General features: G+C 62.3%; 14 protein-coding genes. 6 read left to right on the top strand and 8 right to left on the bottom strand.

The genetic code is table 11. The annotated features are described in order from the left end of the window. Nucleotides 1-242: 242 nt before the first annotated feature. From HK28_RS10015 to aspS, 6 genes are all read right to left on the bottom strand, one after another. Entirely contained in the window at nucleotides 243-1,475 is a 1,233-nt protein-coding gene (locus HK28_RS10015) for a sensor histidine kinase KdpD (RefSeq protein ID WP_086644439.1), read from the bottom strand. Nucleotides 1,476-1,562: 87 nt separating this feature from the next. Then, the gene (locus tag HK28_RS10010) at nucleotides 1,563-1,919 is read right to left on the bottom strand and encodes a chaperone modulator CbpM (RefSeq protein ID WP_086644438.1); all 357 of its coding nucleotides are present in this window, start codon (nucleotides 1,917-1,919) and stop codon (nucleotides 1,563-1,565) included. After that, nucleotides 1,916-2,851 carry a DnaJ C-terminal domain-containing protein gene (locus HK28_RS10005; RefSeq protein WP_086644437.1) on the bottom strand — a complete coding sequence of 312 codons (936 nt, stop codon included), beginning with the start codon at nucleotides 2,849-2,851 and terminating at the stop codon, nucleotides 1,916-1,918. The genes HK28_RS10010 and HK28_RS10005 overlap by 4 nt, the downstream gene beginning before the upstream one ends. Further along, complete coding sequence (locus HK28_RS14160; RefSeq protein WP_198945858.1) at nucleotides 2,848-3,012, bottom strand: hypothetical protein; 165 nt, start codon at nucleotides 3,010-3,012, stop codon at nucleotides 2,848-2,850. The genes HK28_RS10005 and HK28_RS14160 overlap by 4 nt, the downstream gene beginning before the upstream one ends. Nucleotides 3,013-3,145: 133 nt before the next feature. Then, nucleotides 3,146-4,090 carry an EipB family protein gene (locus tag HK28_RS10000; RefSeq protein ID WP_158093444.1) on the bottom strand — a complete coding sequence of 315 codons (945 nt, stop codon included), beginning with the start codon at nucleotides 4,088-4,090 and terminating at the stop codon, nucleotides 3,146-3,148. A gap of 104 nt (nucleotides 4,091-4,194) precedes the next feature. Further along, complete coding sequence (gene aspS, locus HK28_RS09995) at nucleotides 4,195-6,006, bottom strand: aspartate--tRNA ligase (protein WP_086644463.1); 1,812 nt, start codon at nucleotides 6,004-6,006, stop codon at nucleotides 4,195-4,197. A 195-nt stretch (nucleotides 6,007-6,201) separates the two neighbouring features. Here aspS and HK28_RS09990 point away from each other — a divergent pair, with 195 nt between their 5' ends. The 4 genes from HK28_RS09990 to HK28_RS09975 all read left to right on the top strand — a co-directional run bounded on the left by HK28_RS09990 (nucleotide 6,202) and on the right by HK28_RS09975 (nucleotide 12,658). Further along, on the top strand, nucleotides 6,202-7,605 hold the full coding sequence (locus tag HK28_RS09990) for an efflux RND transporter periplasmic adaptor subunit (protein WP_158093443.1): 1,404 nt from the start codon (nucleotides 6,202-6,204) through the stop codon (nucleotides 7,603-7,605). Between the two features lie 4 nt (nucleotides 7,606-7,609). Next, nucleotides 7,610-10,702 carry an efflux RND transporter permease subunit gene (locus HK28_RS09985; protein ID WP_086644462.1) on the top strand — a complete coding sequence of 1,031 codons (3,093 nt, stop codon included), beginning with the start codon at nucleotides 7,610-7,612 and terminating at the stop codon, nucleotides 10,700-10,702. Nucleotides 10,703-10,850: 148 nt separating this feature from the next. Next, complete coding sequence (locus HK28_RS09980) at nucleotides 10,851-11,075, top strand: hypothetical protein (RefSeq protein WP_086644434.1); 225 nt, start codon at nucleotides 10,851-10,853, stop codon at nucleotides 11,073-11,075. 140 nt (nucleotides 11,076-11,215) lie between these two features. Continuing rightward, nucleotides 11,216-12,658 (top strand): FAD-binding oxidoreductase, encoded by a 1,443-nt coding sequence (locus tag HK28_RS09975; RefSeq protein WP_086644433.1) that lies wholly within the window; start codon nucleotides 11,216-11,218, stop codon nucleotides 12,656-12,658. On the opposite strand, the gene HK28_RS09970 is transcribed toward HK28_RS09975, so the two are convergent. Next, entirely contained in the window at nucleotides 12,653-14,173 is a 1,521-nt protein-coding gene (locus tag HK28_RS09970; RefSeq protein ID WP_233140474.1) for an FAD-binding protein, read from the bottom strand. The two genes, HK28_RS09975 and HK28_RS09970, sit on opposite strands and share 6 nt — an antisense overlap. Before the next feature lie 135 nt (nucleotides 14,174-14,308). Beyond that, complete coding sequence (locus HK28_RS09965) at nucleotides 14,309-15,322, bottom strand: NrtR DNA-binding winged helix domain-containing protein (protein WP_086644431.1); 1,014 nt, start codon at nucleotides 15,320-15,322, stop codon at nucleotides 14,309-14,311. A 385-nt stretch (nucleotides 15,323-15,707) separates the two neighbouring features. Between HK28_RS09965 and HK28_RS09960 the strand changes: the two genes are divergently transcribed. Next, nucleotides 15,708-16,391, top strand: coding sequence for a carbonic anhydrase (locus HK28_RS09960; protein WP_086644430.1), 684 nt, complete (start codon nucleotides 15,708-15,710; stop codon nucleotides 16,389-16,391). A 304-nt stretch (nucleotides 16,392-16,695) separates the two neighbouring features. Next, nucleotides 16,696-17,505 carry an endonuclease/exonuclease/phosphatase family protein gene (locus HK28_RS09955; RefSeq protein ID WP_086644461.1) on the top strand — a complete coding sequence of 270 codons (810 nt, stop codon included), beginning with the start codon at nucleotides 16,696-16,698 and terminating at the stop codon, nucleotides 17,503-17,505. Nucleotides 17,506-17,610: the final 105 nt, after the last annotated feature.

Below are 17,610 nucleotides of genomic sequence, written 5' to 3'. Positions count from 1 at the left end.
GACATCGCCGGGCTATGCAGGCTGTATAGCGACCCCAATGATCGATCAGGTGCGCCTTACAGCGACATTGTTACAAAAGAGAAGATTTGAATTCGGAATTTCATATTCTATGTAATGGGCGAAGCGTCGTGCGGCTTTTCATCTGATCTATCAGGCAGGTCAGCCATTTAAAAAGCGTGCGTATTCTTTTTTGCCAACTCACCGCCACTCGGCACAGATACCGCGCTTATGCCCGCGATCCGTTATATCCCAAGCGTTGAGCCAGAGGCCTGGCACCCCGGTCCGGCATTTGTCCCGATGCGAAAGATCAACCGCGTCGCCTCCCCCTCGCGAACCGCCACAATCTCTCCTCCATGCAGGCGCGCGATTATAGCGGCGACATAAAGCCCAAGGTCGAGCGAACGATCGCTTCTGCTTCCACCATCAAACGGATCTTGAATATGTGAGGATATATCCCGCACCTCAACAGCCGGGTTCGCAAGCACATCCAATTCAAATCCCTGCGGCCCGGACACAGCTGTCACTGCGATAGTCTGCTCAGCTAACTCCAGCGCCCGCCCAGAGGAAAGAAGAGAAGCCAAAAGCTGAGCCATCCGATCGTTGTCGCAGTAAACCGGCGCCAGAAGGTTGAAATCGGTCGTGACGATGACCTCTGGTTGGGCCGCCCTGAACTCCTCAACGACCTCGCGCAACACAAACGTCAGACTTTCGGGCGTCCTCACCCGCAAATCTCCGAGTTGTGCAACCGCAACACTGTCGGTTCGGCCGACGTCAGCGCAGCTTGCTCCCGGTTCATCCATACCAACGGCCGTCCCGTCAGAGGACGTCACCCCGGTCAGTTGCAGGTCGACAAGATCGAATGCCCCGTCAATCAATCTGTTCATCCTGCCGACAGACTGTCTCATCTGCGGAACAAAATCGTTCCATCGGTCGGGCTTGCGTTCCAGCAACCGCAAACCGGCCAACACCGCAGCAAGAGGATTTCGCAGATCGTGTGTCAGCGCGGCGATGAACCGCTCGCGTCTCACTGCTTCATCCTCAACCACGGCCAGACGGCTCGCGGTTTCCAAAAATCGTCCCAAAAGCCTTGCATGCAACGTCAACGCTTGCCTGCCGATCACAAGGGTGTCGCCGTCAGGCTCCTCATTCCACAGACAGCACAGCACTCCAAGAAATGCGCCCCTCGGATCAACTACCCGCGCAGCCGCACAGTGGCCGCCCCCACAGGCTTCCACAGCCGAGATCATACTGTCGTCCGAAGTGTCGCCCGTGCTCACTGCAATACGTACGGTCGCAGCAATGCGCTCCGTCACAGCAGTCAAATTTGCGGAACAAGCAGTATCACACAACAACATTCTGTGGGCGTCCACAAACAGCGTGTTCGTAGCGCGAGCGCCACCACGCAACTCAGCGAGAAACGCCTTCACGGTCGGATCGGCGGCTTTGGTTTCGCGCTGTCGCAGATTCGCATCCATCACGCCATCGCCTCTCCCGCCAGCCCCAGTATGGGACGCGCCAGCCCCTGTTAAGTTCCGCCCAGCGACGTCGGAGACCGGTCGGTATTATTCTTGCGAAGACGGCAGACGCCGGAGCATGGCTTCACGCAGCAGCGGAACGAGGGTCCCATCCGGATCGAGATCGCTCGCCGCGCCGTCCAGAGCGGCTGCGACAAGGCGCATTTCCCGGCGCGTTGCATAAAGCTGGTCCAGCAACGAGAGTACTAGGGACAGAGCGTCGTCACCGACGCCCAGATCCTCCCGGAGTTCGACGATCAATCCGGCTCGCGCAACGTCGATTTCGCTGAACACATAATGACCGGGAACGCCTTCCGCCCGGATCCAGTCGTGGCCGATCCATGCCTCGATCTCGTCAGCGCTCACCCGGCCAATGCGGCTGGCGAGGACTTCGATCGTAATCATGCCGCCTCCCCTCCGACGGCGCCTCCTTCCGGCTTCCAGTCCTTCAGGAAGGCCTGCAAGGCATCGTCAGGTTTGCCTACGTGAATTTCGAGGACGACGTAGAGATTACCCGCTTCGTGCCCGCCATGCTCTTTGACGCCGCGTCCGCGCAGACGCATGACCGACCCGGTGTCGGAGCCTTCGGGCACATTCATACGCACCGTGCCGGACGGCGTCGGAACCATGATCGGCCCGCCGAGCACGGCGGTCTTAAGATCAACCGGCAGCCGTTGACGCAGATCGCGTCCTTCCCGTGTGTAACGGGCGTCCGGCGTCACCGTAACGGTGATCAGCGCGTCTCCGTCAGGTCCGCCCTGCTGGCCGGGCGCGCCTTTACCACGCAGACGAAGCACCTGCCCGTCCTCAATCCCCGGCGGAATGCGAACGTCAAGCTCCGCGCCGCCCGGCAGGTTGATGCGTGAGGTCGCCCCAAGCACAGCGTCCACAAACGGTACGGTCAGGGAGTAAGACCGGTCGGCGCCGCGTTCGGGTCCTCCCGACCTGCGGCCAAAGCCGCCCCGGCCGCCGCCGAACATACCGCCAAGAATGTCACCCAGATCTTCCTGAGAGAACCCCCCGCCGCCTCCGCCATATCGGAAGCCGCCCGCTCCATCCGCGAAATCGCGATATCCGCCATGGGCGCCGTAGCCGGGCGGAGCCCGCTCTTGCCCAGACCCGTCTATCTCGCCACGGTCGAAACGGCCGCGCTGATTTTCGTCGGACAGCAGGTCATTAGCCCGGCTGATCGACTTGAACTTCTCCTCCGCAGCCTTGTCACCGGGATTCAGATCAGGGTGATATTTCTTCGCAAGTGCGCGATAGGCCTTGCGGATATCGTCCTGGCTCGCCGTTCGGGCGACGCCCAGAATTTCATAGGGGTCGACCGTGCTCACGCGTCCTCCTCAGGCGGCGTGGGGACGCCTAAATCTTCCGTCTCCAGCAGGTTAAGCAACAGGGCGATCGTCACGTCCGGCGCGATCCCATCCGATTCAGCCTGCGCGATCAGCGCCTTAAGGCGCGGCCGCAGCACATCCTGTGCGGTTTGTCCGCTCATACGTTACACACTCCTCTCACGCCCCGAAAACCGGCGGCGTCGCGACCGCCTTGCAAGGCCAGCCGAACAGTGAACTTTACTTCATAAAATAATGGGAATGCATTCCCCGCCGGTCAATGGTCGGGAACAAGACTTAACGAAGTCCTGCGCCGCAACGTTTCGGCTTTGGCTTCAGTTGAAAGCTTCGCAAAGCGCCCTTCATTCGAAAATCGCCGAAATCCATATCCAGCCTGTCGGATACGCCATTGGCGTAATACCGCATGCCCATCTCAAAATCCGGCAGCATCGCCCCCGGATCGACGGCGTAGAACGCGACCCGGACCCGCGCCGTCATCAAGCCGGACAACGCGGGGAACGGCGCCTGGCCGTCCGAAGGAGTCCAGCCAAGAATAGACACGTAGCTTAGCTGCGCGCCGTCCGCTCCGGTGCCATCAAACAGCGGACGCGCGAGATCGTGCGCGCCATCTTTCGCCGCGTGGAGAATGGCCAGCGTATGGGCCATTGGAAGAAGCGTCCCCTTCGGCAGGGTCACGGTTTTCTTTTTCGGAGCGGAGTAATGCACGACGCCTGAGCCGTCGGCGTCGAGCGTCGCGTCGCCACGTATGACCATCACAGTCTGGTCGCCGGATTTCTGCGTCGTAGCGAACTGGAACTGCCGTCCGTCCTTGCTTTCCAGAGCAGAATATTCCGAGGTTTGCTCCGACGCCGCACCGGATCTGGATACGGTCTGAACCTTCAGCATCTGTTCGGTGGACCAGAAGCCGCACGAATCGGACACCGCATAAGTCATCGACCCGTTCGCCGCGACGACGTCCCCTCCACCGACGGCTGAGAGAGTCAGATCATAGACCGCACGATGCGGCGCGGCGCTAATTTCCGCATCATTGGCGCCGGGGGGCGTGAGGGTGGGAGCCGCAATTGCACCGGCAGGCGTCGCATTCCCGCCGCCTGTCGTTGGCGCTTGCGCAAGCTCCGAGGAAGAAGAGGCGGCGAAAGCTGAGGCAGGGCCGCACATGATCGCCAACGCCGCTACGGCCGCGACCCTCCGACCTCCTGACGTGGGTCTGAATCGTTCCATGATCATACGCCCGGAGCTTTATGCGAAATCATGCGCCCAGAAGAGGGCAAACCGTGTCCGAGCGCAATCGCCGCCCGTAACGACCCGCCTCCATGAACCAGGCGTCAGCCGGCGTTTGTAGGCTCGATCTTCGCCGTCGGCTTCGGCTTGGGCAGATCGAGCGCCAACGACAGTTCCTTCAGACGCGCGGGCTCGACGGGCGCAGGCGCACCCATCATCAGGTCCTCGCCCTGTTGGTTCAGCGGGAAGAGAATCACTTCGCGGATGTTCGGCTCGTCGGCCAGCAGCATGACCATACGATCCACGCCCGGCGCCGAACCGCCATGCGGCGGCGCGCCGTAACGGAACGCGTTGAGCATGCCGCCGAAACGCGCCTCGACCTCACTTTCCGGATAACCGGCGATCTCGAACGCGCGGATCATGACTTCCGGCAGATGGTTACGAATGGCGCCGGACGACAATTCGATGCCGTTGCAGACGATGTCGTACTGATACGCCTTGATCTTCAGTGGATCCTGCGTGTTCAACGCATCAAGCCCGCCCTGCGGCATCGAGAACGGGTTGTGCGAGAAGTCGATCTGCTTCGTTTCCTCGTTCAGCTCGTACATCGGGAAGTCGACGATCCAGCAGAAGCGGAACGCGTCCTTCTCGATCAGGTCCAGCTCCGTCGCGATGCGCGTGCGCACCAGACCGGAGAATTTCGCGACATCGTCGCCCTTGCCCGCAGCAAAGAACACGGCGTCGCCAGCCTTAAGACCAGTCTTCTCGCGGATCGCCTCGACGCGCTCGGCTTCAAGGTTCTTGGCGATCGGACCTTTGCCACCATCGGCTTCGAACACGATATAGCCAAGACCGCCAGCGCCGTTCTCACGCGCCCAGTTGTTCAGCTTGTCGAAGAAGCCGCGCGGCCTGTCGCCCGCGCCCGGCGCCGGGATGGCGCGGATCTCGCCGCCATCCGCCGCAATCTTGGAGAACAGGCCGAAGCCCGAACCCGCGAACGCCTCGGTCACATCGCTGATCTTCAACGGATTGCGAAGGTCCGGCTTGTCGGAACCATAGACGGCCATCGCCTCGGCGTACGGAATACGCACGAAGGGCGCGGCGCTGACTTCGCGACCGCCGCCGAACTCCCGGAACACGCCTTCCATGACGGGTTCCAGCGTCGCGAACACCTCTTCCTGCGTCGCGAAGGCCATCTCGAAGTCGAGCTGGTAGAACTCGCCGGGGCTGCGGTCGGCGCGGGCGGCCTCGTCGCGGAAGCACGGCGCGATCTGGAAATAGCGGTCCAGTCCGGCCACCATCGCCAGTTGCTTGAACTGCTGCGGCGCCTGCGGAAGCGCGTAGAACTTGCCCGGGTGCATGCGTGCGGGCACAAGAAAGTCGCGCGCGCCTTCCGGCGAGGACGCCGTCAGGATCGGCGTCTGAAACTCGGTGAAACCCTGCTCGACCATCCGGCGGCGAAGGCTCGCGATGACCTGCGCGCGAAGCATCATGTTGCGGCGCACCTTGTCGCGCCGAAGGTCGAGGTAGCGGTATTTCAGACGCAGATCTTCCGGGTAGTGCTCCTGTCCAGCGACCTGGAAAGGCAGCACCGCGGCGGCGGACTGCACGACGAACTCCTTCGCACGCACCTCGATATCGCCCGTCGGCAGGTTAGGGTTGCGTGTCGCCCCGTCACGCAGCACGACCTCACCCGTCACCGTGACCACGCTCTCGACGCGGACGGCCTCGGCGGCCTCCATCACCGAAGATCCGGCTGGAATGACGATCTGGGTGATGCCCGCATGGTCGCGAAGGTCGATGAACAACAGGCCGCCATGATCGCGCTTGCTGTGCACCCAGCCCGAGAGACGCGCGGTCGCGCCAGCGTCTTCTGCCCGAAGGGCGGCGCAGCTATGGGTGCGATACGGATGCATTGCTGAAGTCCTGTCTGAGGTGAGCCGCGCCGGAACCGCGCGTAAAATGAGGCGTCGGAGGAAGCCGCTCACGGCCCGATCTGTCAACCCTGAGAACGCGCGCCTCATGGCCGTAAAGACCTCCTCCGCCATTCAGCGCGCCGTCAGGTTCGTATGATATGCATCCGCGTGGACATCGCAGGCCCCCTAAACTCCATGCAGCACCTCGCGCTTCAGAAGCCGCTCAACGCCGAACGCCCGCTTCGCGCGCGCCTGAAGGCCGTCACCGCAGCCGTCGCCGCGATGCTCCTGACGTTCCCGCCCACTGCAACCATGGCCACAACCGCCATATCCACAGGTTCGGGCGTGGCGGCCATCACCGTGGACTCCGCACCCAAAATTTCACCCGCCAAGAGCGTTACAACGGCGCCCACGGCGGCAAAACCTGTTGCGGTCAGCACCTCCACAACCACTCAGGACATCGCCAGCACATCCTCCGCCGCGAGCATGGTGACGATGAGTCTGGCCGCCCAGAAAACAGAGAACGTCGTCACTGGTCACCCTTCCCGCGAAACGCTGGAACGCACGTTGCCCGCCATGGCCCAGATCCAGCCGGACACCCGGCTGGTCGTCCATGTGCGCCCGGCAGGCTCAGGCAAGGTTCTGGCCGTGAGCGTCATCCCCGGACAGAAGGTGAAGCGCGGCGAAGGACTTATCGACTACACCGACCACGCCCTGCATGTGGCGCAGTTGCAACGCGCGCAGGCGCAGGCCGCCCTCGCCGCGGCCCGCGCTGAGCAGACCGACGCGCGGCTGGCTTACGACCGGGGACGCGCGCTGGTGGGCGCTACGGTGTCGCAAGGCGAACTCCAGCGCAGGACAGCAATGCTGCAGCAAGCGGACGCCAATCTGGCGGCGCGCGAAGCCGACGTCGGCACGATCAGCCACCGGTTTCAGGAAGAATACACCTCGGTCACGGAGCGCATCGACGAGGACGAACGCTCGACGCTTCTGTCACCCGTCGACGGCGTGGTGCAATCCATTTCCGCAGCCCCCGGCGCGGATATCGAAACCGGAACGGACGTAGCGACTGTCGCAGACCTGTCACGTGTCTGGTTCGTCGCCTGGATCGCCCCCGAGAACGCCACGCAACTTTCGCCGGGAGGGCGCTTCGACGCGCGCCCCGCCGGAAAGGGAACGAACAACGGAGACGACGCTCAGACCGAAAGCGACGACGCGTGGCCATGGAGCGGAAAGATCGCCAGCGTCGATCAGGCGGCCGACCCGACGAACGGCCTGCTGCGCGTCATCGCCGAGGTCGCCAATCCAGACGGTGCCTTGCGGCCGGGCGCCATGCTGGACGCAAGACTGCACTCGACGACGCAGCAGACCGGCGTGACTGTCCCATCTGACGCCGTACAACAGATCGACGGGCGGGATTTTGTCTTTGTGCAAGAAGCACCGGAACGCTTTCGCCCGGTCCCCGTCGTCACCGGCCTCGAAGACGGCGGCCGCGTGATCGTCCGCTCCGGTCTGCGTGGCGACGAGACAATCGTGACGCAAGGCGCCTTCTCCCTGAAATCCATTGGCGCTGTTGCGCAACTCGGCGACAACGACTGACGCGATGCGCCTCCTCCACGCCCTTCAGAAAAGCAGGTTTCTGCTGTTCGGCGTCCTGGCCGCGATCATCGCCGTCGGCGTCGCCTCGCTTGCCGGGTTGCCTGTCGAGCCAGTCCCCGACATCTCCCCGCGGCAGGTTCTGGTATCGGTCGTGGCGCCCGGCCTCGCCACGGAGGAAGTCGAAAAACTCATCACCTTCCCGGTCGAAAGCGCGATGACCGGCCTGCCGGACCTCGTGGACTTGCGCTCCATTTCACGCTCCGGCGTATCCGTCGTCTATGTGCAGTTCGCCGATGGCACCGACATAGATCTCGACCGAACGCGGGTGAGCGAGCGGATCGGACAGTTACGCGGATCTCTCACCGTACCGAACCTGTCCATCAACATGGGGCCCCGCTCGACCGGCATGGGCGAGATCATGCAGTTTCGCGTGGAGGGTAAGGATCGCTCCCTGATGGAGCTGAACCGCTTCGCCGCCTGGACGATCGCGCCGCAGTTTCGACTGATTTCGGGCGTCGCGGACGTCAACATCAACGGCGGCGGGGAGGAAACCTGGCAAGTCAGCCTGAGCGACGCACGGCTCGTCGCGTATGGCGTCTCCGTCAGCGACGTCTTTCGCGCGGTCGAGGCCAATAACGCCGCCAGCGGCGGAGGCTGGATCGAACGCCACGCTGAACAACAGATTGTCGTGGGACGCGGACTGATCCGCGACCTTGCGGATTTTGGCGCCATACCGGCGCACGTCGCCCCGGACGGAACGGTCATCCGCCTGCGCGACCTTGGACAAATCTCGCGCGCTCCCCGCACCCTGCTGGGCGCGGTGACGCATGACGGCATGGGTGAAGCTGTCGTGGGCGTCGTGATGATGCAGCAGGGCGCGAGTTCGAACGCCACGCTGGGCGAAATCCGACGGCGGCTTCCCGCGATCCAGCGCAGCCTGCCGCCGGGCGTGCGCATCGCGCCGTACTACGCGCGCGACGGACTGACGGAAAAAATCATCGCGACCGTAAAGGAGAACCTCGCGCTGGGCGCGGCGCTGGTGATCGTTGTGTTGATCGTGGTGATCGGCGACTGGCGCGCCTCTCTGGTGATCGCCTCCAGCATTCCGTTCGCGCTTATCTGCGCCATGGCCGGCATGCGGCTGTTCGGCGTGTCGGCCAACCTGCTCAGCCTCGGCGCGATCGATTTCGGCATGATTGTCGACAGTTCTCTGGTCGTCGTCGAACACGTTCTTTCACGCAGGGCGCGCGAACGTAACGTGGCGTTGCCAACGCTGGTGGTCAGTTCGCTTGCGCAGGTGATACGCCCCGTCAGCTTCGCAATCCTGGTGATTGTCATGGTCTACCTGCCAGTGCTCACGCTGCAGGGCGTTGAAGGCAAGATGTTCCGCCCGATGGCCCAGACCGTGATCATGGCTCTGCTCGCCTCGCTCGTGTGGTGCGTCGTGTTCATCCCCGTCATCGCGTCGCTCGCCCTGCGCCGCAGCCCGCTACACGCCATCGACGACGGCGTGAACGAGAACGCAGGCGACACGAAGCTGGTCTCGATCCTGCGTCGGGGCTACGGCCCCATGGTCACGTGGGGAGAAGCGCACCCGAAAACCATGTTTGGCTCCGCCATCGGCGTTTTTCTGCTCTCCGTGTTTCTCGCCACCCGGCTGGGCGGCGAGTTCATTCCGACGCTGGAGGAAGGCGCCCTGACCGTCACGACGACGCGCCTGCCGAGCGCATCGCTCCCCACCGTGCTGGCGGGCGTGACGCAGCAGGAGCGGATTCTCCGCTCCTTTCCCGAAGTCACGTCGGTGATCAGCACAACCGGCTCCTCCGCCATTCCCACTGACCCGATGGGCGTGAACGAAACCGACAGCTTCATCTTCCTCAAAGACCCGTCGCAATGGACGACGGCTCGCACTCAGCAGGGGCTGGTCGACGCGATGAGCCGCAGACTCCATGACGAATTGCCAGATACGCTACAGAACTGGAGTCAGCCGATCGAAATGCGGATGGACGACTTGCTGTCCGGCGTGCGGAGTCAGATCGCCGTGTCGATCTACGGCGACGATCTGGACGTTCTTTCCCGCCTCGCCCGGCAAGTCGCAGCGACGATGGCGGCGATTCCCGGCGCCGCCGACGTGGCGCCGCAGGACGATGGAACCGTGCCGTTCGTGCATATCGACATCGACCGAGACCGCGCCGCGCGGCTGGACGTGGCTGCATCCGACATCCTCGACACGGTGTCCGCAATCGGCGGCCTCGTCGCGCGGCCAGTGATCGTGGGCGACGCCATCATTCCGACCCAGATCCGCTTCGCCGCCTCCGACATAACCTCCGTCGAACAGATAGGACAGCTTCGCGTTAGACGCGCGGACGGGCGCGCCTCCACCCCCCTTTCCTCCGTAACGCATATCGCAGTTCAGGATGGTCCGCCGCGCATCAGCCGTGACGGCATCCGCCGCCGTATCATCGTGCAAGCCAACGTGCGTGGCCGCGACCTTGGCTCTTTCGTGACCGAAGCGCAGGCGCGGGTGACCAAGGCGGTGTTTCTGCCGCCCGGATATCGCATGGAATGGGCCGGGCAGTTCCGCAACCTGCAATCCGCGATGCGTCGGCTGGAGATCGTGGTGCCGATCGCGCTTGCGCTGATCTACATCCTTCTCGTCGCCGCCCTTGGTTCGGCGCGCGCCGCACTGCTGGTGTTCCTCAATCTGCCGATAGCGGCCACCGGCGGAATTTTTCTCCTGTGGCTCAGGGAAATTCCGTTCAGTATTTCTGCGGGCATCGGCTTTATCGCCCTGTTCGGCGTGGCGATCCTGAACGGCGTTGTACTACTGTCCGCCATCGGCGCGTTACGGCGAGACCTGACGCTGGACGCCGCACAAGCGGCGTTCCAGGCGGCCGAGGAGCGGTTTCGTCCGGTCATGGCGACGGCGCTGGTCGCAAGCCTTGGTTTCTTCCCGATGGCGTTTTCGACAAGCGCAGGGGCGGAGGTCGAACGGCCGCTGGCGACAGTCGTGATCGGCGGCCTCGTGTCCTCCACGCTGCTGACCCTTCTGGTGCTGCCGTCTCTCTACGCCCGCGTCATGCGGGGCCAAGCGTGATCCGCCAGCGCTCGTCGGGGAGAGGCAGGGCCTCCAGAAAACGTGAAACAGTGGAGCTGCTCCACCGAACCCGTTGACGCCCATTCGGTTGAGGCCCTGATGGCGATCCGACTCTCGCATTCCAGCCCCAACGTGAGCATGACGCTTGATGCCCGCGATCCCGCGCGTTGCATCGTCGAGGGCTACGGCGACAACAGGCGATCCCGCCGAAATACGCGCATCTCAGAAACAGATGAACCTGTTCGTAACGCCAGAGCCTTTGGGAGAGCTGGCCGCGCCGACCGTTTCTCAAGGCGAACACAACCTGAACGCTCTGCACCGAGACCTGATTTTCGACCGACCGAAGCGCGATCGTCAGACGGCCGCCGCGTGAGTCAATCCTTTCGCCTGCACCGGCGCACGCCAGAGCCGCGCGACGCGGTCTTTTCCAAAGGGGCGTTTTCCGCTCACATACGGCCAACGCGTCTACCCGGCGCCCAGAGCCTCCAGTCGATCACAGGACCCCAACTCTCCATGACCGCTCTCGCCGATACAGATACGCAAGCCCACCGTGTCCGCACCGCTATCGAGACATTGCGAACACGGTTCGGCGATCGGGTCAGCACGACACACTCAGTTCGCGAAGAACACAGCCATGGCGAGGCGCTGGACATCTCCCGCCTGCCTGAAGCAGTCATTTACGCAGAAAGCACCGAAGACGTGTCGGAAACGTTGCGCGTATGCCATCAGCACCGCGTCCCGGTCGTCGCATTCGGAGCCGGAACCTCGCTGGAAGGCCATGTGACGCCGCCAGAGCACGCCATCAGCCTGGACCTGTCGCGGATGACGAAGATCATCGCCGTGAACACGGACGATCTCGACTGCCGCGTGCAAGCGGGTTTGACACGACAGTCTCTGAACGCGAATATCCGCGATCAGGGACTGTTCTTTCCGGTCGACCCTGGCGGAGAAGCGACGTTGGGCGGCATGTGCGCCACGCGCGCATCTGGCACCGCCGCTGTACGTTACGGCACAATGAAGGAAAATGTCCTCGGCCTTACGGTCGTTCTCGCTACAGGCGAGGTGATTCGAACCGGCGGTCGGGTGCGCAAATCCTCAACGGGCTACGATCTGACGGCCCTGTTTATCGGATCTGAGGGGACGCTCGGCGTCATCACGGAAATACAGCTCAGGCTCTACGGACTCCCCGAAACCGTATCCGCTGCGATCTGTCAGTTTCGCGGTCTGGACGACGCCGTCGCCACGACGATGCAGCTCGTGCAGATCGGCTTACCGATCAGCCGCGTGGAATTGCTGGACGAAGTCCAGATGGGCGCCTCGATCCGCTATTCCAGACTGGAAAACCTGAAGCCCTTACCAACACTCTTCTTCGAATTCGCCGGAGCCCCTGAAGCCGTGCGTGAACAGGTGCAAACGACGGAAGCCATCGCACTCGACAACAACGCGTTAGGCTTCACATGGGCTGATACGGCCGAAGAGCGGTCACGCCTGTGGAAGGCGCGGCATGACGCATTCTGGGCGGCGAAATCGCTCGCTCCGGGAGCATTGGTGATATCCACAGACTGCATCGTGCCGATTTCAAAACTCGGCGTTCTCATCGCAGGCGTCCGCAGGGACATCGACGCGTCAGGCTTGCAGGCGGCGCTTCTCGGGCATGTCGGAGACGGGAATTTCCATGCATTGTTGATTGCAGAAAACAGTGACGACGGACGCCGTCGCATCCTCGAACTCGATCGCCTGATCGTTGGGCGTGCGCAAAGCCTGGGCGGTTCATGCAGCGGCGAACACGGCGTCGGTCTGGGCAAGCAGGAATTTCTGGAAACCGAACACGGAGACGGCGCCCTTAGCCTGATGCGCGCGCTGAAAAACACCCTTGACCCCGACGGAATTCTCAACCCAGGAAAACTTCTGCCACCTGGAAGGGTTTATGGGCACGAGGCGCCACTCAATTTATAAACGCGAGGCGAAATCGACGTCCCTTGCAAAAACTCCGTCCAACATATGCGCGTCCCCGGACGTCGGGCCAAAATGATTGCGCCCGATAGTCCTTACGATTGAGCGCATATCCGCTTCCGTGAGAACGCTGTGGCGCGCAGCAGCGCCTCTTTTCTGAAAATCACTCCGATAATGTGCACCACGACTTTCCTGACGCATCAACGCCGAAATCATCGTCAGACACCCCATCAACGCCGCATCGTCATAGCCGGAACAACGAGAGAGCGCATCCAGTTCACGCAGAACTCCGGCGCGATTTCTGATCGGACCGAGCGCGTTTCGGAACGCCTTTCGCACCGCCGGCAATTGTCGGTGCAATGGCGCACGGTCCGGACGAACGCCGGATACGTCGCATAATGGAGAGGACGGCGCGCCTAGCACGCTCTCCGCTACAAACCCGCTGCAAACCACCGCCTCCAGCAGTGGGTTACCCGCGCTGATCGACGCGCCATGGAACCCGGTGCATGCAATCTCTCCACACGCCCAAAGTCCAGGAATGGACGAGCGCCCAGCAGCATCCACCTTAATCCCACCGATCTGGAATGCAGCCGCCGGACGAACCGGCAACGCCTGCTTCTGCGGATCGAAACCCTGCGCGAGGCATCGTTGAACCATCGTGTTCAACGCAGGATCCCGCTTAAGAACATCCTTGTTTAAAACTCGTGTTATGTCAAAAAAAACTGCACGCCCCTGAGCCCGGCGCACGGCGATATCCCGCGCAAGCAACCCCGGATCGAGTTGGTCGACACTCAGCCTGCACCCGGCGTCGTCAAACAGCACGCCATAATTGCAGAACTCGACAGGCGCATAGACTCCGGACGAACACGCGTCGCCCTCGTCGAGCGCCAACGGATGAAAATAAATCAGTTCCAGATCTGAAAAATCCACCCCAGCGCGCGCGGCGACCGCCATGCCCGCCCCAATCCCGGGGCCTTGCGTCAGGGCGCCAGGAAAGAGACCGCAGGCGCCACCACACGCAAGAATGACAATGTTCGTGTCTATCGCGAGTAATCTCTCGCCAACGTCAAGGCTCACCCCCCTGACGTGTCCGTCGATAATCGTAAGCCGCCTGAGCATGGCGGGCGCCACGATGGTCACGTTTGGACGATCACGAAGCTTCGCCAGCAACGCCGCATGAAGCGCGGCGCCCGAATCATGAGTGTCCAGCGCCACGCCGACGCGCGCCAGACTCTCAAACGCATGCGGCATTGCATTCGTAATTCGCTGAACGACTTCCGGAGACGCCAATCCCGCGCCACTGGTGAGCGTCTTCGTGGCACGATCCGCAATCGTTTCATCGCGCCCCAACGCCTTTCCGACACCGGAGGCGAGCACGCCCGCACCTGGTTTCTCGGCAGCCGATACAATGACGCACGGTCTGTCGCCAAGATGCAACGCCGTGAGCAGCCCTGCCACTCCTGCGCCCACGATCACAGGCTGTCCCCTCAACGCGTGCGTGTCCAGAGAGTGCATCATCGAATAGCCGCGCTCTGGCTCGCCAGACATTCCAACCAAAGAACGCAGCAAGAAACGCCTGTCATGTCGTGCTCCCGCCATAGCCGGAGGTCTTCGACCCCACGGTCGGGTTACCCGATAAGTGTGATCATCCGGTTACCGGCGCTTCACGTTTTCGCGTTGAACCTTCTCATGCCCCCCGGCTTCGTCCTGAGGAGCAAGCACCGCGTCCAACGTCTCAGACTGCAATTGCTCGATCGCCACCGGAGGAGTCAGTGTCATCGTTTGCAGTTCACGCAGCGTTTCCATTTCAATTCTAAATCGGAACAAACGCGACGGACGACCGAGCGCGTCAGAAACCAGCCCACCCGCAGATGCGACAAGCTTTGTCCGAGTAATCTCGCGTCGAAACATTTGACTATCGCGATGCTCACCCATCACGCCCTCCACCCCGGCCTGCAACTGCCGCAAGGTGAAACGGCGCGGCATCAACTCGGTCGGAACCGATAACGAGCGGAAGGCATTGCGTACGACGCCGAGCGCCCGCGCGAGATGCCGTTCCCGATCGCCCAACCCGGCCACGCCCTGCGCATGCAAGGCGTCTTCGTCGAGGCGACCTTCGACCACCGCCTCCCTCAACGCCATGAAGCGTTCGTACGCCAGTTCCGGTCGCCACGGCCATCCGCCGGTTCCGAACAGGGCGTCAATCCGGCGTCGATAAAGCTGCCCTACCGAATAAGACGGCGTGTCGATCGTCTCCATCAGCATCGCCGCCAGAATTTCAGGGTTCACCCACTTCTGGCCTGGCTCTATTTCGTGCTCCCACGCCTGACTTCGCACCTGATCGCCCCGCGAGCGCCGATCCTCCCACGGCAGGTAATGATAGCAAGGGGACCAGTTCGCTGCGTCGCCCTCTATCGTGGTCGTCACCACATACAGGCTTGTGGCTGGCGAGCGTCCGTCCGGGCTCTCCTCCAGCGCCAACTGCTCCGCACGCACCACGCCGGAACTGCGACGGCGCGTCATCATGTCGCGAAGCACCTCCGGAACGGAGCCGCGACCCAGCTCCACACTGGGCAAAAACCCGTCATCTCCGGTCATCACATAAGGAACGTCGCCCTTGAGGGCGATGGGAACGGCGACAAGGACGATCCGTGCCCCTTCCCTCATGACCGCGGATCACCCCAACGACGTGCTCGGTTACGACGTTCAACTGCACACCGTCAGTCTTCCGTCGGCAAGGACGCCAAATCCGACGCACTTTCGCCCGCACCCGGTCTACCGCCCCTCCCGCCTGATTTTCCGGTAGCTCCCACGCTTAACTCACAAGCGCCGCGAACGTCCTCCTGAGAGCGAGAAACGGGCTTTGAGTATCAAACGCATTCCATCACGACCTGAAGGCGCCCCTGAGATCGGCCGCCTGCGCATTTCATCAGGGTGTCGTCCGCATGACAATTCCTTTCAGGAGGCAACCAACACCGCTCCGGGACATTCTCCGTGCTGGCGCCACATGTTAGGGTCCGCTGAGACAGCGGGTTCTTTTAGGAGAAACGGTATGGCGAACAACGACGCCAAAGAAAGCCTGATCGCGCTCCTGCGCGGCGTAGAGCATTTCAACACACAGATTTTCCCTCAGAAGCGCGAACTGTTCGCCGAACTGGCCGATGGTCAATCGCCGACGACGCTTTTCATCGCCTGCGCCGACAGTCGCGTGAACCCGACCCTGATCACCCAGAGCGACCCGGGCGAACTCTTCGTTCTGCGCAATATCGGCAACATCGTGCCCGCCTACGGCGAAATGCTCGGCGGCGTGTCGTCGGCGATCGAATACGCTGTGGTTGCACTGAAGGTGACCAGCATCATCGTCTGCGGTCACTCCAACTGCGGTGCCATGATGGCGCTTCTGGATCCCGATCCGGGCAAACTGGCGAAAATGCCGACCGTGCAATCCTGGCTCCGCAACGCCGAAGCCGCACGCGCAGTCGCTCTTGCCGCGACCGATGGCGGACCGGCGACGGTTCGCAGCATGGCTGAGCAGAACGTGCTGCTGCAGATCGCTCATCTGCGGACCCACCCCTCCGTCGCAGCGGCTCTCGCCAGGCAGGAATTGATCCTGCAGGGCTGGTTCTACGATATCGGCAGCGGCGAAGTTATGGTTCTGGACGAGAACGCCCGCCGCACGATCAGCATCGAGCAGGCCGTTGCAAGTCTGGAGACTTCGGAGAACGCGGCGGCCTGAAACCGCGCCTTTCTCACTGCGTACCGCTCTCGCGATCATCGAAAGTATCCGATTCGCGAGAGCGGTCCTAATGGTATCCAAACGAACCTATTGCGACGACTGATCTCCCCGGGTCGACGACGCGCTGGACGAATGCTAGCCGTCCAGCCATAACCGCCGTTAAGCGTGGCCGGAACACGGTCGCGAAACTCGCTGCACGGATGTTATGACTGGTCGTAAAAAAAGAAGGCTACCAGACGGCTTCTTACGAATCGCCACCATTTCAGCCGTGGCGGCGACGTTGCTGGTCACGGCCTCACCCGGCATGTGCCATGCAGATCCGATCAAGATCGCGACATGGAATCTCGACTGGCTGACCAGCGATCCCGAAGGGCAGAAAAGCATTCCTGCTGACGTCTACCGGCGACAGCCCGCAGATTTTGATCGACTTGCGGCTTACGCGCAAAAGCTGGACGCCGATGTCATAGGATTTCAGGAAGTCGATCAACCGCGTACGGCTGCGATGGTCTTCCCCCCATCACGTTATGCGATCGTCATGTCAGACGACAGGATCGAACAGCGCGTGGGCATCGCGGTGAAACGCACGCTGCATGTGACGCGTAATCCCGACCTCACTGCTCTTAATGTCTACCCGCCCACCGCGCCGCATGCACTACGGAGCGGTCTGGACGTGACGATCGGAGACGGCGCCTCCGCATTGCGGGTTCTCGTGGTGCATCTCAAGACCGGGTGCTGGGACAACCCATGGAATGAGCGCGGCCATTCCTGCCCCACTCTGGAGGACCAGTTCGCAATACTTGAGGATTGGGCTCTCGAAAGGACAGACGAAGGGCAGCCCTTCGCGATCATAGGCGATTTCAACCGGCGCCTGACGCCACATGATCCATTTTATATGGCTCTGACCCATGACGCGCCGCTCACGCTCACCACTTCCGGGCGCGCCAGTCCATGCTGGGGCGGGGAATATTTCATCGATCACCTGCTGCTTGGCGGCGGCGCAGAGCACTGGATGGCGCCGGGCAGCCTCCGGGTGGCCACCTTCAAAAACACGGACGTCCCCCCTGATCACCTTTCAGATCATTGCCCCGTGTCGATCAAGCTGTCTCCGCCGTGACCGAGCAGCCTCCTTGCCGGTCGTGCTCCGACATCTGACAAAAAAGTGCCCCAGCTCAGCTTCGGGACGGCGAGGTAAATTTCAGCCCTGCCGCGCCACGCCCGG

Origin of the sequence: Acetobacter sp. DsW_063 (assembly GCF_002153745.1) — a bacterium.
In the GTDB taxonomy this organism is placed as follows: Bacteria; Pseudomonadota; Alphaproteobacteria; order Acetobacterales; family Acetobacteraceae; genus Acetobacter.
Note: the sequence above shows the minus strand (reverse complement) of the source record. Positions and strands in the feature narration are given on the sequence as shown.